Raw genomic sequence first — 21,605 nt, forward strand, 5'->3', positions numbered from 1 at the left:
GGGCGGCCGCAGCCGGTGACGCTCTACCGTTGCGGGCCGTGAACGCCGCCACCGCCACCGCCACGCCGCCAGGGGCCGGTCCCGAGCCTGCGGCGCGGCGCTCGTTGCGTGCGCGCCTGGCCGCGGGAACCGTCGGGCTGGCGATCGCGCGCGCCGACGTCGCGCTCTTCCGCGGGGCTCGCACCCATGGTCACGGGCCCGCTGCCGAGCGCGCCGTCGCCCGCTTCTCCAAGGCCGGTGAGCACGCCGCGCTGTGGCTGGCCGTCGGCGCGGCCGGCGCGCTGCTGGACCGACCCAGGCGCGGCCAGTGGACGCGCGCGGCGGCCGGGGTCGCGGCCGCCTACGGGATCAACACGGTGGTCAAGGTCGTCGCCCGGCGCCCGCGCCCGGTGCTGGAGGACCTGCCGCAGCTCATCGCCACGCCGACGCAGCTGAGCTTCCCCTCGGCGCACGCGTCGTCGTCGTTCGCGGCAGCCCGCGGCTACGCGCCGCTGCTGGGCGGCGCGACGGTCTATCCCGTGGCGGCGGCCATGGCGGCGAGCCGGGTCTACCTCGGCGTCCACTACCCCTCAGACATCTTCGCCGGGGCTCTCCTCGGCACGTTCGTAGGAGCTCTCTCTCGATGAAGGTCGGCATCGTCGGCATGCCCAACGCGGGCAAGTCATCGCTGTTCAACGCGCTGACGAAGGCGGGCGCGGAGGCGGCGAACTACCCGTTCACGACCATCGAGCCCAACGTGGCGATCGTCCCGGTGCGCGACGAGCGCATGGAGCAGGTCGCATCGCTGCTGCACGCCTCCGAGATCGTGTGGGACACGATCGCCTTCCACGACATCGCCGGCCTGGTCAAGGGCGCCAGCGAGGGCGAGGGCCTGGGCAACAAGTTCCTCGCCAACATCCGGGAGACCGACGCCATCGTGCACGTCGTGCGCGCGCACACCGACGACTCGATCCTGCACTCGGACGGCTCGGTCGACCCGATGCGCGACATCGACACGATCGAGACCGAGCTGGTCTACGCCGACCTCGAGCAGGCCGAGCGTCGCGTGGAGCGCGTGGCCAAGCAGGCCAAGGGCGGTGACAAGGAGGCGGCGGCCGAGGAGACGTGGCTGCGCCAGGTCATCGAGGCGCTGCAGGCCGGCGAGCCCGCGCGCGGCATCCCGGTGCCCGACGCGGCGCCCGCGGCGCTGCGCAACCTCAGCCCGCTGACGGCCAAGCCGGTGCTCTTCGTCGTCAACGTCGACGAGGGCTCCGACGAGATCCCGCCGGCCGTCGCGGCCCACGCCGCCTCGCACGGGGCCGGCGTCGTTGCCGTGTCGAGCCGCCTCGAGGCCGAGCTGTCCGAGCTCGACGAGGAGGACGCCGCTGCGATGCGCGCCGACCTCGGCGTCAGCGAGTCCGGCCTGGACCGCGTCGCCCAGGGCGCGTTCGCGCTCCTGCAGCTGAACTCGTTCTTCACCGCAGGCGAGGGCACGATCGCCCAGTCCTGGCACCTGCGCGACGGGCTCACCGCCTGGCACGCCGCGGGCCAGATCCACACCGACATCCAGAAGGGCTTCGTCCGCGCCGAGGTCATCGGCTGGGACGCGCTGGTCGACGCCGGCGGCTACGCCGGCGCGCGCGATCGCGGCACGCTCCGGCTCGAGGGCCGCGACTACGTGATGCGCGACGGCGACGTCATCAACGTGAAGTTCACGCCCTGAGCGCTCAGCGAACCGGGTACGAGGGCAAGCCATGGATCTACCACGCCGCGTCGACAAGCCCTGGGGCCACGAGCTCTGGTATGCCCTCACCGACCGCTACGCGGGTAAGATCCTCCACGTCGAGGCCGGGCATCGCCTGTCGCTGCAGTTCCACGAGCACAAGGACGAGAGCAGCTACCTGCTGTCGGGCCGGCTGAAGCTCGTGACGGGCAGGAACGCCGAGGAGCTGACCGAGGTCGTGGTCGGCCCGGGCCACTCCTGGCGCAACGAGCCCGGGCAGGTGCACACCGTCGAGGCGATCGAGACTTCGCAGATCCTCGAGGTCTCCACGCCCGAGGTCGACGACGTGATCCGGTTGTCGGACGTCTACGGCCGCGAGGGCACGACATCGCACTGAGCGGCCACCCGCAGCGGCTGCCGGCGACGCGGCGACGGTGGCGCCGCGCGCGCTGGGTGCTGCTCGTCCTCGTCCTCGCGCTGGCGGCCCTGGCCGTCGCCGCGCTGATCCTGCTCCGGCCCGGCGTCTACGAGACCTATCCGCACGCGAAGCTGATGACGCCCGCCCAACGGGCCAAGGCTCCGGCGTGGACTCGTCCCTGCTGGAAGACGGTGCCGCTGCGGTCCGAGCCGACGTGCGCCCACACGTCGGGCCGGGTCGTCTGGGTCCAGCGCAAGGACGGCGACGGCGACGGCGACCGGCACTTCATCATCGTGTCGCATCTGGACGGCCGGATCGTGAAGGCCCAGCGTCAGGTCCACCTCGCTCCGGTTCCCAAGATCGGCACCCGCATCGACGCCGTCGGCTGGCTGATGACCGGCGCGCACGGCCACGACGAGATCGACGCACAGCGCCTGGTGCCCGGCGGCCCGAGCGGGCGGTGACGTTCGGTCGGAACGCGCGCTGCGGGGTACGGATCGCGTTGCCTCAGGACGTTCGCGCAGGATCCCGTCGCATACCTCCGAATCGCCAGGGCCGCTGATCCAACCGACGTGGGCCGCTGGGTGATCCTGCGCATTGGCTACATCGGTCGCGGTCGCACCTTGGAATAGATATGATCGCGTCTCCAAAAGGAGGTGTGGTGTCTGAGTCGACTCGATACGCAGTGCTGGGCCTGCTTGCGCGTCGGCCGACACACGGTTATGCGCTGGTCGAGCAGATTCGACGCTGGCCGTTGGACCCCGTCCTTGTCCCGACGGGTTCGTCGATCTACAAGGCGCTGCGCCGACTCAGTCATGAGCAGCTGATCGAGCCGCTGGACTCGGGGCCCGGACGGGGGGCCGGATCGGCTTGGCAAGACGACGTACGGTGCGACGGCCGAGGGCGAGCAGCGCTTCGAGGCATGGCTCCAACGGCCGCCGACGACCTATGAGGATCTGTGCATGCGGATCGGGGCAGCGCGGCGCCAGGATCTGCCGATGTTGATCGAGTTCGTGGCCAGCGCCGAGCAGGCGTGCATGACGAGGCTTCAGGGCCTGCGGATGCCCGACGTCGAGTCCTTGGTTGCGAGAGGCGCGCCGTGGGAGGCCGTCACGGCCGTCCTGCTCGGCAAGACCGAGGCGGCCGACGTCGCCGGTCGCTCCAAGGTCTTACGCAACCTCCGTCTGACACTCGAGGCGCTGCAGCGCCATCACGCCGTGCAGGACTGCTGAGCGTGGCTCCGCTGCTGACCGTCGAGTCCGTGAGTGTGTGCCACTGGCGCGGACGGCGACCCGTCCAGGTGCTCACAGGTGTCTCGCTCGATCTGGAAGCTGGAGAGTTTGGCGGCATCTGGGGCGATCGCAGCGCCGGCAAGACGACACTGGACAAGGTCGTTGCGGGCGTCCTGTCTCCCGACGAGGGACGGGTGACGTTCGACGGACGTCGCCTCTCCGAGACGTCCCGTCAGGATCAGCGAGGTGCGCTGCACGCGCAGATCGGTCTTGCGACGCGTCGCGGCCCGGAGATCGAGGAGCTGCCGGCCGAGGCGTGGATCGCGTCGGCGATGGTCAACAGCTGTTCCTGGCGCACCGCCCTGCGACGCTCGCATGTCGCCCTTGAGCGCGTTGGCGCCGCCGACCTCGCAGCTGAGCCGTGGGAGAACCTCGCCGACGGCGAGCGGATGCTCGTCGCGATCGCCGAGGCGATCGTCCGTGGGCCGAGGTTGCTCGTCGTTGACGATCCGGTAGCGGGCGTCAGCGCGCCGCGGCGCGCGGAGATCATGGATTTGCTGCACTCGATCGCCGGGCTCGGCGTCGCGGTCCTGATGACGGCCGCCGAGCTGGCCGAGCTCCAGGGCGCCGACCGGATCTGGTCGCTGGCCGACGGACGCCTCGCTGGGCCGCCCGCCCGCCCGATGGGCATGGTCTTGCCGTTGCGGGCCGGCGACGCGCGACCGGGCTGACGCGACGGCGCGATGAACACCCCGCCTTTGCTCGAGTTCCGCGACGTCCGCAAGCACTACGACAGCGGCGGCGAGGTGGTCCGCGCCGTCGATGGCTTGTCGCTCACAGTCGACGCCGGTGAGCTGGTCGCCCTCTATGGGCCATCGGGATCGGGCAAGAGCACACTGCTGAGGATCGCCGCCGCCATCGAGCCGCCCGACGCCGGCGGCGTGTTCGTCAAGGGTCGGGATGTGACGGCGCTGTCGGACAAGGACGCCTCCGACTACCGCATGTACGTGCTGGGGTGGATCAACCAGGACTCTGACTTGCTCGACGGAGCCAGCGCGCTCGACAACGCTGCGACCAAGCAGCTCGTGGCGGTGCGAAGCCTGCGCCGAGCGCGCCGGAGCGTGGCTCCGCTGCTGGAGGAGCTCGGCCTCGGTCTGCGCCTCGAGCATCGGGCCGACACGCTGTCGATGGGCGAGCGTCAGTGTGTGGTGATCGCTCGTGCTCTGTCGCTGGACCCGCAGGTCGTCCTCGCGGACGAGCCGACCGGAAGTCTGGACACCCGGCGCAGCCACGACGTCCTCGGACTGCTGCGGGCGGCAACGCATGCGCGCCAGATGGCGACGCTGCTCGTGACCCACGACGAGCATGCGATCGCCTACGCCGACAAGGTCTACACGCTGCAGGACGGCGTGCTGCGCGACTGCGGCCCTGAGGCCGTGCCGACCCCGTGAGCTTGGCCGCCTGGGGCCTGGAGTCGACGAAGCCCGGGCGGCTGCGGCTGTCGAGCGCTCTGGGGTTGTATCGGGTGCGCCTGCGCAGGCGGTGGGTGCAGGAGCTGTCGGCGGTGCTCGGCATCGCCGCCGGCGTCGCGCTGTTGTACGCCACCCAGGTGGCCTCGACGTCGCTGTCGGGACCGGTCCGAAGCATTACTGAAGGGCTCGTCGGCCACAGCCAGCTACAGCTGCTCTCCCGCGGCTCGGCGGGCATGCCCGAGCAGACCTACGAGCAGGTGATTGCACTGCCGGGAGTGCGCCGGGCGGCCCCGGGGCTGCAGGTGCCGGGCAATCTCGTGGGGCCGCGCGGCCAGCGCGGCGTGACCCTGTTCGGCGCCGATCGAAGAATGGTTCGACTGCGCGGCAATCTGCTGCAGGGCTTCACCAGCGCCGACGCGGCCGAGCAGGAGACGCTCGTCGTGCCCTCCCCGATGGCTCGCGCGATCGGCGTGGGCGTCGGCGACGACGTCCGGGTGCAGCTCGCCGGGCGCACGATCAGCGTGCCGGCCGTCGTCGCCGGTCGCGAGCAGATCGGATCGCTGGCCACGACCTCGATCGCACTTGTGCCACTGGCCTATCTCCAGCGGCTCGGGGGCGCCGGGCCGCGTGTCACGCGGATCCTCGTCGAGGCGCGGCCGGGGCAAGTCGAGAGCGTGCGCCGCGGTCTCCAACGTCTGGCCGCCGGCGGCCACCTGGACGTCCGGCCCACCGACTACGAGACGAAGCTCTTCGACCAGTCCGCGAGGCCGACGAGCCAGGCCTCGACGCTCTTCAGCGTCCTGAGCGCACTGGTCGGCTGGCTGTTCGCGGTCTGCGCGCTGCTGGTGACCGCGGCCGAGCGACGCAAGCTCGCGACCCAGCAGCGCGATCAAGGCTATCCGCCGTCGGCGACGCTCATGACGCTGCTCGTAGACGCCGCGATGATCGGGATCGCCGGCACCACGTTGGGACTCGCAGCGGGCGAGCTGCTGTCGCGGCAAGGCTTCGAGTCGGACGTCAGCTTCCTCTCCGGAGCGTTTCCGATCGGCGATCAGCGGATCGTGACCTGGCAGAGCATCGCGATCGCCAGCGCCGGGGGTCTTCTCGCGGCCACGTTCGGGGTGCTCGCGCCCCTGCGCCAGATCGTCGTCGCGAGCCTTCCCCGGAGTCTGCGCCCCACGCGCCCTCACGCACATGGGCACGAGCGCTCCGGTCACCGGCCGCCGGTTCGCGGACCGCTTCCGATCGTGGGCGTCGCGTGCCTTGCGGCGGCTGTCGCGATCACCGCGGCCGCCCCGGGCGTCGCGGTCCTCGGTCTCGTGCTGCTCGCCCTGGCGCTGGTGCTGCTGTTGCCGGCGATCCTGACCGGGACGATCGCGGGCCTGGAATGGTGCAACCGGCGCGCGCGGTCGCTCGTCGCGATCGAGCTGGCGCTTCAGCAACTGCGCGCCCGCCGCTGGCGCACCCGCGCCTTGGCGATCGCCACCACCGGCGCGATCGCCGTCTTCGGCGCGACGGCACTCCAGGGCGCACGAGCCAACCTGCAGGCGGGGCTGGACGACCTCGCCCGCGGCCTTACCGCCGTAACCGCCGTCTGGGCCGCGCCGACGGGCGCCGGCAGCGCCATCGGCACCTCCACGTTTGAGCCGACCGCGGCCCAGGCGCTCGCGCGCCTGCCGGCGGTTCGCAGCATCGGGCTGTACCGGGCTGGGCTGCTGGACCTCGCCGATCGGCGCGCCTGGGTCATCGGCGCGTCGCGCGACACGCAGCAGCCGATCCCGCCGCACCAGATCCTCGAGGGCGACATGCAGCATGCAACCGCGCGCATCCGCGCCGGCGGCTGGGCGACGGTCTCACGCGCGTTGGCCGACGATATGGGGCTCCGCATCGGCCGGCGCTTCATCCTGGCCGCTCCGAACCCGACCGCCCTGCGCGTCGCAGCTATCACCACGAACCTCGGGTGGTCGGCGGGCGCCGTGATGATCAACGCCACGGACTTCGCGCGCGCCTGGGGCAGCGAGGCGATCGCCGCGTACCACGTGCGGCTGGCGCCCGGCGCGAGCCCCGCTGAGGGCCGCCGGCAGGTCGCCGACGCGCTTGGACCGCGATCGGCGCTGCGCGTCGAGACCGCCGCGCAGCGAGCTGAGCGGCAGAGCGAGGTCGGCCGTGCAGGGCTGTCGCGACTCCGGCAGATCGCCGCGCTGACGCTCCTCGCGGCGGTGCTCGCCATGAGCGCCGCGATGACCGGCCTGCTCTGGCAGCACCGGCCCGTAGTGGCCAGCCTCAAGCTCCACGGGCTGCGCGCAGGTCTCATGTGGCGGTCGCTCGTCATCGAGACCAGCGTGCTGTTTGGCACCGGTGCCCTCGCCGGCGGCCTCTTCGGACTGCTCGGGCAAGAGCTCTGCACCCGTGGCGTTGAGGTTGTCACCGGGTTCCCCGTCGTCCAGAGCGTGCGTCTCGACATCGCGGCGTTGACCGTCGCACTGGTGATCGGGGCGTCATTGCTCGTGGTGATCGTGCCGGGATACCTCGTCGCGAGAGTCCGGCCCGCATGGCGGGACTAGAGCTTGGCGGGCACGGGACCGCATCCGGTGGAGGACTGCCAGGGTCCGGCAGCGCTCTCTGCCGGCCAGTCGCGCGCTCTGGCCACAAGCGCCACGCGTGAACTCGGTTGGGGGCTTCGTGCCGTTCGCGCCGAGTTCGCAGGCTGGCGCACGCGCGCTCTGGCCATCCCGGACCCGTTGATCCGTCGCCACGCCCTTGAGGCGCTGGGCGATGAGCGCCCGCTGCTGGATGGGGCCGCGCTGTTCTGGATCCTGCCGGACCGTCGCCGACCCGAGCTGCTGCGCCTGCTCGTGGCCTTCCAGACGCTGGCGAACTTCCACGATCACACCAGCGAGCGCGCCGGTCGCGGCGCAGGCGCCAGCCCTGGGAGCTCGATGCGGGCCTTCTTGGAGGTCGTCGACGTCGACCGTCCACTGACGAGCTACTACGGTGACGGGCCTGCCGCGCCGGACGGGGGGTACCTGCATGCGCTGGCGCAGACCTGTCGAGTCGGCTGCGCGACGCTCCCGCACTACCGCGAGGCCCGCGGGCTGCTCGTGCAGCAGGCTCGTCGCGCGCGCTCGCTCGACCTTGAGCACGACCGCGATCCTCGGCGACGAGCCGACCGACTGAAGCGGCTCGCCGCCCGCGAGTTCGGAGCGGTGACCGAGCCTGCGTGGTGGGAGCTGACCGCCGGCGCCAGCTCGCTGCTGACGGCGATCGTCCTCCTGGCCCTCGCCGCCGACGAGCACACCGACGACGACGATCTCCGACGCGCCGTCGGCGCGTACACGTGGGTGGCGAGCGTGAGCTCGCTGCTCGACAACTACATCGACCAGGTCGAGGACGCGACGAGCGGCGCGCACAACTACTTCGCCTGCTACCCCACATCGGAGGTCGCCGTCGACCGGATCGCCGTTCTGATCGATCGGGCACTTCGCGAGGTGGGAGCGTTGCGCAACGGAAAGCGCCATCTGGTGATCGTGGCGTCGATGACGGCGATGTACCTCACCACCGAGAGGGCCCGTAGCCGCCCGCTGCGCAGCAGCACCGAAGCGCTGGCCGCCAGCGGCGGCACGCTGACCGGGCTGCTGATCCCGATCGTTCGCGCTTGGCGCATCGCGTGCCGACAGCACGCCGCCTGACACGCTGCAGAAGCCTTCATCGCCCGGAAGTAGTGCCGTCGGCACTAGTGCGCGTGACACTAGTTTGTCCACAGGGCGCCACGTACCGTGGACCCGGTCAAGCGCAGCTCTGCGCGGCCACGCCTACTCGCTCGCGCCTGCGGTCACGACCGGCACGGCCCATTGTCGACACCTCAGTCACCGATCTCTCCGAGCGCCGCTTGCGCGACGAACGCGCCGGTCAGGCGCGTCTTCGGAGCGCGGTCGACGCGGCGCAGACGGCGGCCGCCGACGCCTTCCTCGAGACGATCGACGGCATGCGAGCCGCCGACCAGGAGCTTCGCTGGGTCATCGCCGTCACCCGGGGGGACCCCGCCGTCGAGCGCACCCAAACCGAAGCAGTGTTCTTCGCGATCGACGACCATCTCCCGATTGAGTCCAGCCACAGAAACGCCATGGCGCTGGCCACCCTGAAAGCTGGCGCTCCCGAGATCTATGACCGGGTTCGCGAGGGACTGGTCGCCGCCGAGATTCTCGAACGTCTGCAGGACGAGGCCGACCATGGCGATGCCGGCGCAGCGGAGAAGCTGAGGTTGTTGACCGCCCGGCACACGGTCTCGCCGACCCGCAGGACGAACCACGTCGTACCTGAACGAACCCAACCCCACCCCTGCGCCAAGGACGTCAACTAGTGACGGCGAAGGCCAGCACCAAAAAGCAGCAGCAGCAGCGGCGGGCGACATTGCGTCCGCATCCTGCGCGCGATCAGATCATCGACGTCATGCGCAGCTACGGACGTCCGATCAGTCCTACGCGGTTGAGCAAGGTCACCGGCGGCAGCCTGGGCTCGATCGCCTACCACGTTCGGACACTGGTCTCGGCCGGCGTAGTCGAGTTCGCCGAGGAGGGACGTGTCCGCGGCGCCGTCGAGCACTTCTACGCGCTCGCCCCCGCCGAGGACGACACGCACCTCGCCGACCCGGTCGGCACGCTCCTCGGGCTCTGCGGCGCGCTGACCCTCCCGGCGCCCGACGGCGGCTACCCGCGCCCGGTCCACCTTGACGACCAGGCTCGCCGGGAGCTGTCGAACCTGCTGAAGAACCACTTCAGGCCCCAGGTCCTCGAGATCGTGAGTCGGCACCACGCCGGCCTCGGCTCCTGACCGGCGCACACACCTCCTGATCGACTGCCGCAACGCGCGAGCAAGCGCGAGCCGATCGACAGCGACTCACCGTCGACCGTGGATGCGGATCGTGTACTAGCGCACGCCGGGCGGCGTCCTGCCGCCCGCCGTGTTGAAATTATCGAAACGAAATGCTAATTTCGTCGCATGGAGCTCCGCAACGCTCCCCTGCTGGCGACCAAGCGCGACCAGTCGTTCTTCGTCGACCGTGACGACGTGCTGGATCGCTTGCGCGAGGGCGCAGACGCGCGCCTGAACACCATCATCTATGGGCCGCGAGGCATCGGCAAGACCACGGTGCTCAGCCATCTACTGTACGAAGCCCACACGCCGGACACCGAGTCCCCGAGCTCTCGGTGGCTGCCGGTGCTGGTCACCGGCGAACCCGGCACGCCTTACGACTTTGTCGTCACCGCCCTCCTCGCGCTCGCCGACGCCGCCCAGGCCGAGGGCGTCCTCGCTGACGACGACGGCGTCCTGGATCGAGCGCTAGCCCGATCCCGGCGCGGCGTCATCGACGAGCAGTCTGGCGTCGCCCTGCTCGCGCCGCTGCGCGCGATGGCGGAGATCGCCGAGCGGCTGCGCGCCGACGCCATCCAACCGGTCCTCCTGATCGACGGGGTCGCCGGCCCAGCCGTTGCGATGACGGTGTTCGGGCGCATGCGCGACGAGCTGTGGGGAATCGGGGCGACGTGGGTCCTGGCCGCGGACGGCGCGTTGCGCGAGCGGCTCCGCGAACCGCCCGCCGACGTCTTCTTCGAGCGCGACTTGGAGCTGCCGCCGTTAAGCCCGGAGGCCAGCCGCGAGCTCGTGCGGGCGCGGATCGGCCCGGAGGACGAGGCACTGGACGATGCGACGTTGGACCACATCGTGCGCCTTTCTGAGGGCGTCCCGCGCTCGCTGGTCACGCTCACCCGGGCGGTCGTTGCCGGCGGATCGCTGCGAGACGCCGAGGAGCGCGAGGCGCAGCTGGCCGAGCGGCTGCAGACCGTCAGCGCGCCGGCGCGGCGGCTCGCCGGCCTCTTGCGCGAACGCGGCGGGTCAGGGCAGGCGACCGACGAAGATCTCCAGTGGCAGCTGGGCTGGAAGCCGAGCCGCCTGCGTCAGGTCTTCCAGGAGCTCGAGTCGGCCGGGGTCGTGGAGTCTGCTCCGTCGCCCGGAGGGCGCCCGGGCCGGCCCAGCAAGACCTACAGGTTGAGGAGCGTGACGTGACCGGCAGCCTGATCACGGCGCTGTTCGACGCCCACGCGTTCGACCCCATGTTGCTCGACGTCGACATGGGCGAGTATCACGTGCCGTTCGACGACCTCACGGAGACGCAGGCGACTGAGCACGGTCTGCGCCAGGCGGTCGTCAAGTACGAGCGCGTCGCGCTCACCGCGCACTCGGGCTCGGGCAAGACGAGCGTCGCGCGCTTCACCCTCGACACGCCTCCCGACCGCATCGCGCCGATCTGGGTGCCCGTGGCGTACAAGAGCGACGAGGTCGCCAAGGACCCGCTGCGCTTCGCGCAGTATCTCGTCGAGGTCATCCTGGAGACCGCCCGTGGCGTCGCTCGCATCCCGCAGGCGCAGCGCGACGAGCTGCTCGCCGGCGCCACGACCGACATCCGCCTGCCGACCCATGCACGTCGGGTCGGGGTTGGAGGGACACTGCAGGCGTGGATCCTGCGCGGCAACGTCGCGGTCGACATCACCCGTACGGCCGGCGGAGGGTCGCTCCCGCGGTCCGAGGAGGCCGTGCTGCAGCGCGCCAACGATGTCATCGAAGCGATCAAGGCCTACGACTTGGATCCCGTCCTGATCATGGACGACACCGACCGCTTCATCGGCCGCGCCGCGGCCGACGAGCTGATCCCCGCCTTCTTCGGCTCGGTCCTGCGCGCGGTTGTTGAGCAGCTGCACGCCGGCATCGTCGTGGCGGCCCATCCGCACTACCTGGATCGCGAAGACTACCGCCGGCACACCACCGGCCTAATCGAGCGGCACATCACGATCCCCGAGCTGCCGAGTGAGGACGCCCTCGCGCGGATGCTCGACCCGCGTGTGGCATTCGCACGCGCGTCGGCGACCGCCCGCGAAGCGATCGAGCCCGACGCCCTCAGCGAGCTCTTCGCCGTCTACCGCGCCCAGGAAGAGCGGTCGATCCGCACCATTCTCGCCGTGGCTCACGCTGCCCTCGGCCGAGCCCAAGCCGCCTGTTCATCGGCGATCGGCGCCGAGCACATCCTCGGCGGCGCCGACGACGTTATGCTGTGACGGCGATCGGCGAAACTCGCGAAACGTTCCGTCAGTTTCGCTAGCGCCACCCCTCGCCCCATGGACACCGGCGGTTCGAGCCACCGCGAGCCGACGCCGATCCCTGATATGCAGGCTCCGCATCGCGGCGCCCCGCCACGGGTACAGCCCAGAAGGCCATGAGTCTCCTGCTCTTCATCGTCCTGCTGGCCCTCACCGGGCTCATCGTCGGGGGCCTCGGCCGCCTCGCGCTGCCCGGTCCCGATCCGATGAGCATCTGGGCGACGATCGGCATCGGCCTGGTCGCCTCGCTCATCGCCGGGTTCATCGTGTACGCGATCACCGGCGACCGCAACGGCGGCTCGTTCATCGTCAGCGTGCTCGTCGCGACGCTGCTTGTGTACCTCGTGCGCCGCTCGCGCGGCCAGAGCGCGTGGTCCACCCGGCGCGACCCGCGCCAGACGCGCTTCTGAGAACGTCCTAAGCCACGCTGCGCAGCGCCGCCGCAGGCTCGGCCACGTCGCCGGCGGGCACCGCGGCGATCGCACCGCGGCGGCGGCGGTCGCGCGTCTCGCGGTCGTCGGCGAGGATCGCGCCGCGCCAGCCGAGGAAGGCCCAGACGTCAACGGCGAGCAGGACGAGCAGCGCGGCGAGGATGCCGATCGCCACGCCTCCGCCGATGCGGCCGCGGTCGTGGACGGCCACGCGGGTGTTGAGCGCGTAGGCCACGTCGGCGTCGCCGCGGACCAGCGGGGTCTTGCGGATGTCGTCGCGCAGGGCGTTCCACGCGGGCTTCGTGCGCCCGTCGTAGGTGACCAGGCCCTTGTTGTGGATCGCGTCGCGCTCCACGCCGCCGCGCTGGGCGCCGCCGTCCCACTTCGGCTTGACCGCGAACTCGCGCAGCGTCCAGTAGATCGCGCCGCTCAGCGTGGGCGAGCTGCCGACGACGTTCAGCACGTCGCGCGTGTAGACGTCCTGGAAGGCGTAGGTCTCCTTCTCGTTCGCCGGGCCGGTCATCGTCGCCTCGGCGCCGAACTCGGTCAGCACGAGGCCGGCGCTCGGGTACATGGCGCGCATGCCGCGCAGGTACGGCGCAAGCGACCGGATGTCGGCGGTCGAGTGGCCGGGCTTGCCGGGATACCACCCGAAGTAGCTGTTGATGCCCAGCAGGTCGAACGCAGCGTAGGCCTCCTGGCGCGGGAAGCCCGGGTAGCTCAGCGTGTCGACGGCGGTCGGCAGCGTCGGGTCGAGGTCGACCGTCAGCGCGCGAGCGTCGCGCAGGAAGGCGGCGGTGCCGGGCACCTGGTCGGGGATCACCGACAGCTCGTTGGCGACCGAGTGCGTGATCGTCGAGGGATGGTTGCGCGTGGCGAGCACCGCGGCCCGCACCGTGCTGAGCGCCTCGTCGCGCTGCGCGCGCGTCACGAGGTTCGCGTCGCGGTGGTAGACCGGCGCCTGCGACCATACGAGGATCCCGGCCTCGTCGAGGCCGCGCTGCAGGCGCTCGTCGAGCGCGTAGTGCGCGCGCGTCACGTTGGCGCCCACCGTCTTCAGCTGGGCGACGATCCCGGCGACGTCGGCGTCGGTCAGCGCGGGGCCGTGGCCGTCGACGTCCTCCTGGATGGACGCCCCGCGCAGCTCGATCGGCTTGCCGTTGAGCTGCAGGAGACCGTCGCGGACACCGATCGTGCGCAGGCCGATGCGTGCGCGGTCGGTCTGCTGGACGCCGCTGGGCGCGATCGTGTCGAGCGCCGCGCCGTAGAGCTCGGCATGGCCGGGGGCCCAGAGCTGGGCGTCGCCGTCGACCGGGACGGCGAAGCGGACGCGGGCCCGCTCGCCGGGGGCCAGCGGGCGGGCCGTGGTGGCGCCGGCGCCGGCGGGCCTGCCGTCGGGATCACTGAGCCGCGCGGCGAGGCGCGGGCGCACGGTGATCGCGCCGCGGTTCTCCACGGTCGCGTCGACCAGGACCGACCAGCGGCACGCCTGGCCGTCGGCGTCGCACTGGCGGCGCGGCAGGAAGCCGGCGTCGCGGGTGACCAGCGCGCCGAGCGGGACGAGCTGCGCCGGGCGCGTGATGCCGCCCCAGTTCCACCAGCCCTCGCGCGGCTCCCTGCCCTTGTGGCTGTCGGCGCGGACGACGAGCTCGTGGCGGCCGCCGTTGGCCAGCGCGGGCAGCGCGACGGTGAACGGCGCGTACGGATCGCGGTGCACGGCGAGGCGCTTGCCGTCCAGCCAGACCTGCGCGTCGCGCCGGACCTGCTCGAAGCGCACGCCCCAGCCGAAGCCGGCAGGCGTGCCGCGCGGCGCGGTCAGCGCGATGCGGTACCAGCCGGTCGCGCCCGTGAAGGTCGCGTCGTCGGGGTGCGGGTCGAAGACGTGGGGCAGCGTGACGGGCTGCCACGGCGGACGGCCCTGGCTCTGGGACCAGCGGTCGCGCAGCCCGCGGTCGCCCGGATCGGCCGCGTACTGCCAGCCGGCGGCGTCGAGATCCACCGCGCGCGGGGGTGCGGGAGCGGCCGCGGCCGTGCCGGCGGCGGCCGCGCAGATCAGCGCAGTCGTCGTCAGGAGGGCGGCGACGCGTCGCACCAGGGCGGGGGTCATCGCTGAAGCATCGGCAGACGGTGCATCGGGCTCTAGCCCGGCGTTCGCCTGCGCACCGGCTACTCCTTCTTCGCCAAACCCTCCAAACGCCCCGCAAGCCGGCGCATCCCGAGGCGCTGCACCGCCTGCGCGGCGCCCGCGAAGTCGGTCGGCGTGTCGGGAGGGCATGCCACTGGGATCGGCTGGAGCGTCGCGATCTTGCGGAAGTCGCGGAGCTCGTCGGCCTGGTCGCGGAGCGCCGCGGCGACCTTGGGGCGCTCGTCGCGGGCGTTGGCGATCGCGGTCTCGAGGTCGCCGTGGACGCGCAGCAGCTCCCCCGCGGTCTTCTCGCCGATGCCCTTGGCGCCCGGCAGCCCGTCCGACGGATCGCCCCGCAGCGCGATGAAGTCCGGCACCTGCTCGGGCCTGATCCCGTAGCGCTGCTTGACGCCGGGCACGTCGACGACCTCCGGCCCGTCCTTGCCGCCGCGCGGGAAGAACACGGTGACCTGCTCGCCCACGCACTGGAACATGTCGCGGTCGCCGGTGAGCAGCAGCGCGGTGCCGCCGGCCTCCACCTCGGAGAGCGCGTACGCGCCGAGCAGGTCGTCGGCCTCCAGGTCGCCCGCGTCCTCCCACGCCCAGCCGAACGCGCGGAACAGGTCCGGCGCGGCGGCCCACTGCGGGGCCAGCTCGTCGGGGACCTCCGGGCGGTCGGCGTGGTAGGGCGCGAACAGGTCGGTGCGGTAGGTGGCCGCCTCCGCGCCGGTGCACAGCACGACCGCGCGGGGCCGGTGGCGCTCGACCACCCAGAGCACCTGGTTGGCGAACCCGAGCAACGCGTTGACCGGCGCGCCGTCGGCGCCGGTGATCGACTTGGGCAGGCCGTAGAACGCGCGATACAGGATCGAGGGGGCGTCCACGGCGAGGAGGGGGCCGCTCATTGGGCCCTACTCTGGCATGAGCTGCCGCCGCCTCGCCGCTGCAGCACCGCACGGATGCCCAAGATCCCCACCAGCCGCCTCGCCCGCACCGCACGCTTCGGCGGCCTCGTCGCCGGGCAGGGCGCGCGCTGGGCCGGGACCCAGGCGGCCAACCGCCTGCGCACCGACGACCAGGCCGAGGCGGCCGACGCCAAGCGCGCCCTGGCGCTCGCCGACGAGCTCGTCACGCAGCTCGGGCAGATGAAGGGCGCGGCGATGAAGCTCGGCCAGGTGCTCTCCACCGTCGACTTCGACATGGTGCCAGAGGGCGAGCGCGAGGCGTTCAAGGAGAAGCTCGCCGCCCTGCGCGACGACGCGCCGCAGGTCTCCTTCAAGAACATGAAGAAGGTCCTGCTCGACGATCTCGGCGGATCGCTGGACGAGCACTTCGCGACGTTCTCCGACAGGCCGATCGCCGCGGCGTCGATCGGCCAGGTCTACCGCGCCACGCTGCACGACGGCCGCGACGTCGCCGTCAAGGTCCAGTACCCGGGCGTCGCCGAGGCGGTCGAGACCGACCTGCGCAACGCCGGGATGCTGCTGCCGCTGGTCAAGCGCCTGGCGCCGGGCCTCGACGCCAAGGCGATCCTGCGCGAGCTGCGCGACCGCATCGGCGAGGAGCTCGACTACGAGCTCGAGGCGCAGAACCAGCGCCGCGTCGTCCGCGCGTTCCGCGACCACCCGCTCATCCGCGTGCCCGAGGTCGTCACGTCGATGTCGACGCGCCGCGTCCTCATCACCGAGTTCGTCGACGGCCTCGGCTTCGGCGCGGTCAAGCAGCTGCCCGAAGCCGAGCGCGACCGGTTCGCCGAGATCTGCTTCCGGTTCTTCTACGGGTTGCTCCGGCGCGAGCGCATCGCCGCCGGCGACCCGCACCCCGGCAACTACCTGCTCTGCGCCGACGGCCGCGTCTGCTTCTTGGACTTCGGCCTGATCCGCCGCATGGACGCCGACTACCTCGACGGCGAGCGCGCGCTCGCGCAGGCGGTCATCGGCGGCGACGCGCCCGAGGTCCACCGCTGGATGTCGGAGCTCGGCTACCTGCCCGACCCCGACGCGTTCGATCCCGAGCGCGTGCTCGGCCAGCTCGCCCTGGCCGGCGAGTGGTACTTCACGACCGGCTTCCGCCGCCTCGATCCCAAGTACGTGCGCAACGCCATGGAGATCTCCGGATCGCCCGCGTCGCCGTACTTCGAGGACATGCGCCGCCAGACCATCCCGCCCCAAGCGCTGCTCCTGCGGCGCATGGAGGGCCTGCTGTTCAGCGTGCTCGGCGAGCTGCGCGCCGGCGCCGACTGGGGCACGCTCGCGCTGGAGTACATCGCCCGCGAGCCGCCGTCGACCGAGCTGGGACGCGTCGAGGCCGACTGGCTCGCCGTGCGGTCATAGACTGGCGCCCATGGCAGCCACGGTCATCAACGGGCTCGACGAGCTCAAGGGCAGGGTCGGTCAGGAGCTGGGCGTCAGCGACTGGCACGAGGTCACCCAGGAGGCGGTCGACGCGTTCGCCGACGCGACGGGCGACCACCAGTGGATCCACGTCGACCCCGAGCGCGCCAAGGACACGCCGTTCGGCGGCACGATCGCCCACGGCCTCTACACGCTCAGCCTCGGACCGCAGTTCTCCTACGCGATGTTCACGGTGGAGGGCGCTGGGTTCGGCCTCAACTACGGCTACGGCAAGGTCCGCTTCCCCGCGCCGCTGCCCGTCGGCTCCAAGGTCCGGATGCGCGCGACGCTGACCGAGGCCCACGACGTGCCCGGCGGCGTGCAGTTCAGCGTCACGCAGACGTTCGAGCGCGAGGGCGGCGACAAGCCGGTCTGCGTCGCCGAAGCGCTCGCCCGCGTCTACGGCGGCTAGGCGCCGCCCCGCGTGGCCGGCCGCTCGCCCTTCCAGCAGACCGACGCCCCGGTCGTCCTCCCGCGCGGCCCGCACGGGCTCGACCGTGAGGTCGTCCTCGCCTCCCAGCGCGGCCGGCTGCTGACCGCGTTCGTCGCCCTCGCGGCCGATCGTGGCCTGACGGCGGTGACGATCAGCGACGTCGTCCGCAGCGCCGGCACCGCCAAGCGCACGTTCTACGAGCACTTCCGCGACAAGGACGACTGCTTCCTGCAGGCCTTCGAGGTCGCATCGGAGATCGTCGTCGGTGCGGTGATCGACGCGGTCGCCGCCGAGCCCGACCCGGTCGCGCGGATCCACCGCGGCGCGCGGGCCTACCTCGACGCGCTCGTCGCCCACCCCGAGTTCACGCGCCTGTTCCTGACGCACATGCGCGCGGCCGGGCCGGAGCTCGCCGACCGCTGGACGCAGTGGGTCGAGATGCTCGCCGACGTGCTGGTGCAGTGGCGCCGCGAGTCGCGCGTCGCGCGGCCCGACCTGCCCGAGATCACGCGACTGCAGGCGATCGGCGCGATCTCGGCGATCAACGAGATCGTCGGCATGACGCTGCACCGCGAGGGCATCGACGGCATCGGCGCGGTCGCCGACGAGCTGGTCGCGCTGACCGTGACGTTCCTGACCGCCGACGCGAGCGCGGCGGCGGCGGCGGGCTAGGCGCGGGCGAGCGCGAGCGTCGGGATCGCGCGCTCGCGCGTGTGGTCGAGCTCGAAGTACGGGCGCTCGTCGAAGTCGCCGAGCTGGCGCAGCAGCGTGCCAGGGAAGCGGCCGCGGCGCGTGAGGTACAGGCGCACGTCGGCGTTGTAGATCCGGCGCGCCGCCTGGATCTCGTCCTCGATGGTCGCCAGGCGCGCCTGGAGGTCGACGAAGCCGGCGGTCGCGCCGAGGCCGGGATGGCGCTCGGCCAGCGCGCCGACGGCGGCGATCCCCGCGACGAGGCGGCGCTCGGCGTCGGCCCGCTCGAACGGGGTGGTCGCGGCCTCCGCGAGCTGGCGGGCGGACCCGATGCGGGCGAGCGTCTCGGCCTCGCGGCCGGTCTCGGCCTCGACGGCCGCGACCAGCGCGGGCAGGAGCTCGTGGCGGCGCACCAGCTGGACGTCGATGTCGGCCCAGGTGGTGTCGGCCGCGTTGCGAGCCGCGGTCAGCCCGCGCCAGCATCCGAGCACCCAGATGGCTGCGAGCAGGACGATGCCGAGGGCGAGGACGACGCCGGTCATACCCGCGCCATCGGCAGGTCGCGCCCGGACGTGAGCTGCGGGCCCTCGCTCTCAGCGAACGTTGACGGCGGGCCCCACGACGTCGCCGAGCGCGACGCGGTAGTCGCCGGGCCCCGGCAGGCTCGTCCGGTAGCTCCCGGACTGACCCACGATGGTCGTGCCGACCGTCCGCCAACCGCCCGCGTCGTGACGCTGCACCCGCAGCGTGCGGCCCCGCCTGGCCGGTTGGATGGAGCCGCTGAGGACCGGCCGGCTCATCCGCGCGATCGAGGCGGCCTGGCCGCCGGTGGTGTCGATCGCGTCGGGCAGCGTGCTGCCGCCGGCGGTGGTGGAGGTCCCGGCGGGGACGGTCGTGCTCGCGGGCGTGGTGCTGCTGGGGCCGTCGGCGCTCGGGTCGCCGCCCGTCGCAGGCTGCTTGGCGTCGGACGAGATGTAGGTGAACGTCGCCCACGTGTCGTAGAGCCCGAAGCGCTTGCGCAGCTCGGGACCCGTGACCTGCGTGACGCCGTTGGTCCCGTCGATCTCGGCCCGCACGACGCGCGGCGACGAGCCGCGCTGCAGCACCGTGATGCCGCGGAACTTCCCGCGCACCAGCCCCTTGAGCTTGGTCTCCGCGCGCGACTGCGAGAACGTGAACGGGCCCCACGTATGGCGCGGCGAGACGCCGTCGTACGGATCGTCGACGCCCTTCAGCCAGGTGCGCGGCAGCGAGCCGACGAACGAGAACTCGATGTTCTCGGTGTGGCCGCCGGAGGTGGAGAAGAAGTAGGTCGTGACCGGCTGGCCGCCCTGCATGACGACCTCGCCCCTGGTCGCGGCGACCGCGGCGTCCGTGGCCGGGAACTCGGCGGCGACGCCCTTGTACACCTGCGAGCGCGTGTCGGCGTACTGGTCGAAGCCGTCGGTGGTCGTGCCGACGTTCGTCGTCACCGCGTAGGAGCGCGCCGCGACGGCCTGGGCCTTCAGCGCCTCGGCGGGCCAGCTCGAAGGGCTCTCGGCCGACACGACGCCGCGGACGTAGTCCTCGAGGCCGACGGCGTTGATCGCCAGGACGCCGCTGGACGTCGGCCGCACCTCGATCGCGCCGCGGTAGCGCCCGTCGCGCAGGCCGTTGGCGGCGGATCCGTGCAGGGTGAGCGCGCCCGTGCTCGGCGCCGCGAGCCGCAGCGGCGCGGCGTAGGTGCCCAGGCGCCGGCCGCTGGCCGAGTACAGCGCCACGCGCCCGCCGGCGGCGCGCCCCGCGGAGTACGTGCTCGTGGCCCTCAGCTTCCGCGGGCCGCCGGCGACGACGCCGCTGACCACGGCGCGCGTGCCGCTCTTGAGCAGCACGCGCACGTCGGGCGCTGAGGCGAGCGGGGCGACCTGCGTCTGCTCGTAGTAATGGTCGAGGATCTCGCGGTAGGACGATCCGTGCTGGGCGAACCCGAGCGCGCCGTACTGGCTCATGCCGATGCCGTGGCCGTAGCCGTGGCCCTTGATGACCAGCTGGCTGGCGGCGGGGGCCGCGGAGGCGCAGCCCAGAGCGGCTAGCTGCACGGCGGCGGTGGCGGTGAGGATCCGGCGCATGCGTGATCCAGAACGCGGGCAGGCCGGGGGAGTTGCGGTGCTAGGTTCGGTCAGCATCGGGCGGTCAAGCGAGTGGAGGGTAGGGAGCACGGGTGGCCAAGCGGCGAGCCTCTGATCTGTTCGTCGAGTGCCTCGAGGCGGAAGGCGTCAAGTACGTCTTCGGCATCCCGGGCGAGGAGACGCTGGATCTCAACCAGTCGCTGGCGAACTCGTCGGTCTCCTTCATCCCCGTTCGACACGAACAGGGCGGGGCCTACATGGCCGACATGTACGGGCGCCTCACCGGCCGCGCCGGCGTCTGCCTGGGAACCCTGGGACCGGGCGCGATGAACCTGGTCACGGCGATCGGCGACGCGTTCCTGGACCGTGCCCCGCTCGTGGCGCTCACCGGCCAGGCCGACCTTGAGCGGATGCACAAGGAGTCGCATCAGTTCATCGACCTGGTGGAGCTGTTCCGGCCGATCACCAAGTGGAACGCCCGCGTCACGAGCCCCGAGATCGTGCCCGAGGTCGTCCGCAAGGCCTTCAAGGTTGCCGAGTCCGAGAAGCCCGGCGCCACGCACCTCGAGCTGCCCGAGGACGTCATGGCCGCCGCGGTCGACGCCGTCCCGCTGCCGCGCCGCCGCCCGGTCAAGCCCGAGCCGAGCGCCCGCGAGCTGCTCAAGGCCGCCGACCTGATCCGCAACGCCATCAACCCGGTCGTCCTGGCCGGCAACGGCGCTGTGCGCGCCCGCGCCGCGCCGGCGCTGCGCGAGTTCTGCCGCGCGACCGGGATCGCCGTCGCCGAGACGTTCATGGGCAAGGGCCTGCTCGACTACGAGGACCCCAAGGCGCTGGGCACCGTCGGGCTGCAGGCCAAGGACTACGCCATGGCCGGCTTCGAGGACGCCGACGTCGTCATCGCGACCGGCTACGACCTCGTCGAGCACTCGCCCAAGCACTGGAACCCCAAGCGCGACAAGAAGATCGTCGTCGTCGACTCCGAGCCCGCCGAGATCGACGAGTACTTCACGCCCGAGGTCGAGCTGGTGGGCGACATCTACCACGTGCTCACCCGGCTGGCGGAGGAGTGCCGCGACATGCCGAACCTGTCCCACCCGCCCGGTTCCCCCCGGCTGCGCGACGTCGTGCTCGGCCGCCTGGGCGCCGCGAAGGACGACCAGCACTTCCCGATGCAGCCGCCGCGCGCGCTCTACGAGATCCGCCAGGCGCTGCGCCGCGACGACATCCTCATCTCCGACGTGGGACTCCACAAGCTGTGGATCGGCCGGCTGTTCCCGGCCCATGAGCCCAACACGGTGATGATCGTCAACGGCCTGGCGGGCATGGGCTTCGCCGTGCCGTGCGCGGTCGCCGCCAAGCTCGTGCACCCGGACCGGCGCGTCGTGACGGTCAACGGCGACGGCGGCATCCTGATGAACTTCCAGGAGCTCGAGACCGCGATGCGGCT

Annotated in this window: 23 protein-coding genes; 19 read left to right on the plus strand and 4 right to left on the minus strand. The window is 72.0% G+C overall.

The genetic code is table 11. The features are described 5' to 3' along the window. Positions 1-38: 38 nt before the first annotated feature. The 15 genes from VK501_RS08185 to VK501_RS08250 all read left to right on the plus strand — a co-directional run bounded on the left by VK501_RS08185 (position 39) and on the right by VK501_RS08250 (position 12,385). Complete coding sequence (locus VK501_RS08185; RefSeq protein ID WP_324336485.1) at positions 39-626, plus strand: phosphatase PAP2 family protein; 588 nt, start codon at positions 39-41, stop codon at positions 624-626. Beyond that, complete coding sequence (gene ychF, locus VK501_RS08190) at positions 623-1,702, plus strand: redox-regulated ATPase YchF (protein WP_324336487.1); 1,080 nt, start codon at positions 623-625, stop codon at positions 1,700-1,702. Before VK501_RS08185 ends, ychF begins: the two co-directional genes overlap by 4 nt. A 31-nt stretch (positions 1,703-1,733) precedes the next feature. Continuing rightward, complete coding sequence (locus VK501_RS08195; protein ID WP_324336489.1) at positions 1,734-2,099, plus strand: cupin; 366 nt, start codon at positions 1,734-1,736, stop codon at positions 2,097-2,099. Between the two features lie 56 nt (positions 2,100-2,155). Beyond that, positions 2,156-2,584: a hypothetical protein gene (locus VK501_RS08200; RefSeq protein ID WP_324336492.1), complete on the plus strand. Its 429-nt coding sequence runs from the start codon at positions 2,156-2,158 to the stop codon at positions 2,582-2,584. Positions 2,585-2,754: 170 nt separating this feature from the next. Further along, positions 2,755-3,072 (plus strand): PadR family transcriptional regulator, encoded by a 318-nt coding sequence (locus tag VK501_RS28885; protein ID WP_414641162.1) that lies wholly within the window; start codon positions 2,755-2,757, stop codon positions 3,070-3,072. 10 nt (positions 3,073-3,082) lie between these two features. Then, on the plus strand, positions 3,083-3,352 hold the full coding sequence (locus VK501_RS08205; protein ID WP_324336494.1) for a hypothetical protein: 270 nt from the start codon (positions 3,083-3,085) through the stop codon (positions 3,350-3,352). A 2-nt stretch (positions 3,353-3,354) separates the two neighbouring features. Next, the gene (locus tag VK501_RS08210) at positions 3,355-4,083 is read left to right on the plus strand and encodes an ATP-binding cassette domain-containing protein (RefSeq protein ID WP_324336496.1); all 729 of its coding nucleotides are present in this window, start codon (positions 3,355-3,357) and stop codon (positions 4,081-4,083) included. Positions 4,084-4,158: 75 nt separating this feature from the next. Beyond that, complete coding sequence (locus VK501_RS08215) at positions 4,159-4,803, plus strand: ABC transporter ATP-binding protein (RefSeq protein WP_324336498.1); 645 nt, start codon at positions 4,159-4,161, stop codon at positions 4,801-4,803. Beyond that, on the plus strand, positions 4,800-7,388 hold the full coding sequence (locus VK501_RS08220) for an FtsX-like permease family protein (protein WP_324336500.1): 2,589 nt from the start codon (positions 4,800-4,802) through the stop codon (positions 7,386-7,388). Before VK501_RS08215 ends, VK501_RS08220 begins: the two co-directional genes overlap by 4 nt. A gap of 27 nt (positions 7,389-7,415) precedes the next feature. After that, complete coding sequence (locus tag VK501_RS08225; RefSeq protein ID WP_324336502.1) at positions 7,416-8,513, plus strand: DUF2600 family protein; 1,098 nt, start codon at positions 7,416-7,418, stop codon at positions 8,511-8,513. Between the two features lie 200 nt (positions 8,514-8,713). Beyond that, positions 8,714-9,184 (plus strand): hypothetical protein, encoded by a 471-nt coding sequence (locus VK501_RS08230; protein ID WP_324336504.1) that lies wholly within the window; start codon positions 8,714-8,716, stop codon positions 9,182-9,184. A 125-nt stretch (positions 9,185-9,309) separates the two neighbouring features. Next, positions 9,310-9,654: a hypothetical protein gene (locus tag VK501_RS08235; RefSeq protein WP_324336506.1), complete on the plus strand. Its 345-nt coding sequence runs from the start codon at positions 9,310-9,312 to the stop codon at positions 9,652-9,654. Positions 9,655-9,822: 168 nt separating this feature from the next. Further along, on the plus strand, positions 9,823-10,887 hold the full coding sequence (locus tag VK501_RS08240) for an AAA family ATPase (protein WP_324336508.1): 1,065 nt from the start codon (positions 9,823-9,825) through the stop codon (positions 10,885-10,887). Then, positions 10,884-11,933: a hypothetical protein gene (locus VK501_RS08245; protein ID WP_324336510.1), complete on the plus strand. Its 1,050-nt coding sequence runs from the start codon at positions 10,884-10,886 to the stop codon at positions 11,931-11,933. The genes VK501_RS08240 and VK501_RS08245 overlap by 4 nt, the downstream gene beginning before the upstream one ends. A 158-nt stretch (positions 11,934-12,091) precedes the next feature. Beyond that, positions 12,092-12,385, plus strand: coding sequence for a hypothetical protein (locus VK501_RS08250; protein ID WP_324336512.1), 294 nt, complete (start codon positions 12,092-12,094; stop codon positions 12,383-12,385). 7 nt (positions 12,386-12,392) lie between these two features. Here VK501_RS08250 and VK501_RS08255 read toward each other — a convergent pair whose 3' ends face one another. Together VK501_RS08255 and VK501_RS08260 are read right to left on the minus strand one after the other, a co-directional pair. Further along, positions 12,393-14,513 carry a glycoside hydrolase family 2 TIM barrel-domain containing protein gene (locus VK501_RS08255; RefSeq protein ID WP_324336514.1) on the minus strand — a complete coding sequence of 707 codons (2,121 nt, stop codon included), beginning with the start codon at positions 14,511-14,513 and terminating at the stop codon, positions 12,393-12,395. Positions 14,514-14,572: 59 nt separating this feature from the next. Further along, positions 14,573-15,436 carry a 5'-3' exonuclease gene (locus VK501_RS08260; protein ID WP_324336516.1) on the minus strand — a complete coding sequence of 288 codons (864 nt, stop codon included), beginning with the start codon at positions 15,434-15,436 and terminating at the stop codon, positions 14,573-14,575. 54 nt (positions 15,437-15,490) lie between these two features. Between VK501_RS08260 and VK501_RS08265 the strand changes: the two genes are divergently transcribed. From VK501_RS08265 to VK501_RS08275, 3 genes are read left to right on the plus strand one after another with little or no spacing between them, the layout of a single operon-like run. Then, a complete protein-coding gene (locus VK501_RS08265; RefSeq protein WP_324336517.1) occupies positions 15,491-16,864 on the plus strand; it encodes an AarF/ABC1/UbiB kinase family protein in 1,374 nt (457 codons plus the stop codon). A 10-nt stretch (positions 16,865-16,874) separates the two neighbouring features. After that, positions 16,875-17,336, plus strand: a complete 462-nt coding sequence (locus VK501_RS08270) for a MaoC family dehydratase (RefSeq protein ID WP_324336518.1) — start codon at positions 16,875-16,877, stop codon at positions 17,334-17,336. Between the two features lie 12 nt (positions 17,337-17,348). Beyond that, entirely contained in the window at positions 17,349-18,029 is a 681-nt protein-coding gene (locus tag VK501_RS08275; protein ID WP_324336519.1) for a TetR/AcrR family transcriptional regulator, read from the plus strand. Here the strand turns inward: VK501_RS08275 and VK501_RS08280 are convergent. Together VK501_RS08280 and VK501_RS08285 are read right to left on the minus strand one after the other, a co-directional pair. Next, complete coding sequence (locus tag VK501_RS08280; protein WP_324336520.1) at positions 18,026-18,589, minus strand: LemA family protein; 564 nt, start codon at positions 18,587-18,589, stop codon at positions 18,026-18,028. The two genes, VK501_RS08275 and VK501_RS08280, sit on opposite strands and share 4 nt — an antisense overlap. Before the next feature lie 51 nt (positions 18,590-18,640). Further along, positions 18,641-20,155 carry a SpoIID/LytB domain-containing protein gene (locus VK501_RS08285; protein WP_324336521.1) on the minus strand — a complete coding sequence of 505 codons (1,515 nt, stop codon included), beginning with the start codon at positions 20,153-20,155 and terminating at the stop codon, positions 18,641-18,643. Between the two features lie 92 nt (positions 20,156-20,247). Between VK501_RS08285 and VK501_RS08290 the strand changes: the two genes are divergently transcribed. Next, positions 20,248-21,605, plus strand: a 1,358-nt coding sequence (locus VK501_RS08290) for an acetolactate synthase large subunit (protein ID WP_324336524.1), incomplete at its 3' end; no start/stop codon positions are given.

The sequence above is a fragment of the Baekduia sp. genome (genome assembly GCF_035318805.1).
Lineage (GTDB): Bacteria > Actinomycetota > Thermoleophilia > Solirubrobacterales > Solirubrobacteraceae > Baekduia.

What these genes read in the sequence shown, in the direction of transcription:
- VK501_RS08240 (WP_324336508.1), top strand. Translation starts at nt 9,823, where the DNA reads ATGGAGCTCCGCAACGCTCCCCTGCTGGCGACCAAGCGCGACCAGTCG.
- VK501_RS08195 (WP_324336489.1), top strand. Translation starts at nt 1,734, where the DNA reads ATGGATCTACCACGCCGCGTCGACAAGCCCTGGGGCCACGAGCTCTGG.
- VK501_RS08265 (WP_324336517.1), top strand. Translation starts at nt 15,491, where the DNA reads ATGCCCAAGATCCCCACCAGCCGCCTCGCCCGCACCGCACGCTTCGGC.
- VK501_RS08270 (WP_324336518.1), top strand. Translation starts at nt 16,875, where the DNA reads ATGGCAGCCACGGTCATCAACGGGCTCGACGAGCTCAAGGGCAGGGTC.
- VK501_RS28885 (WP_414641162.1), top strand. Translation starts at nt 2,755, where the DNA reads ATGATCGCGTCTCCAAAAGGAGGTGTGGTGTCTGAGTCGACTCGATAC.
- VK501_RS08285 (WP_324336521.1), bottom strand. Translation starts at nt 20,155, where the DNA reads ATGCGCCGGATCCTCACCGCCACCGCCGCCGTGCAGCTAGCCGCTCTG.
- VK501_RS08260 (WP_324336516.1), bottom strand. Translation starts at nt 15,436, where the DNA reads ATGAGCGGCCCCCTCCTCGCCGTGGACGCCCCCTCGATCCTGTATCGC.
- VK501_RS08280 (WP_324336520.1), bottom strand. Translation starts at nt 18,589, where the DNA reads ATGACCGGCGTCGTCCTCGCCCTCGGCATCGTCCTGCTCGCAGCCATC.
- VK501_RS08250 (WP_324336512.1), top strand. Translation starts at nt 12,092, where the DNA reads ATGAGTCTCCTGCTCTTCATCGTCCTGCTGGCCCTCACCGGGCTCATC.
- ychF (WP_324336487.1), top strand. Translation starts at nt 623, where the DNA reads ATGAAGGTCGGCATCGTCGGCATGCCCAACGCGGGCAAGTCATCGCTG.
- VK501_RS08205 (WP_324336494.1), top strand. Translation starts at nt 3,083, where the DNA reads ATGCGGATCGGGGCAGCGCGGCGCCAGGATCTGCCGATGTTGATCGAG.
- VK501_RS08255 (WP_324336514.1), bottom strand. Translation starts at nt 14,513, where the DNA reads ATGACCCCCGCCCTGGTGCGACGCGTCGCCGCCCTCCTGACGACGACT.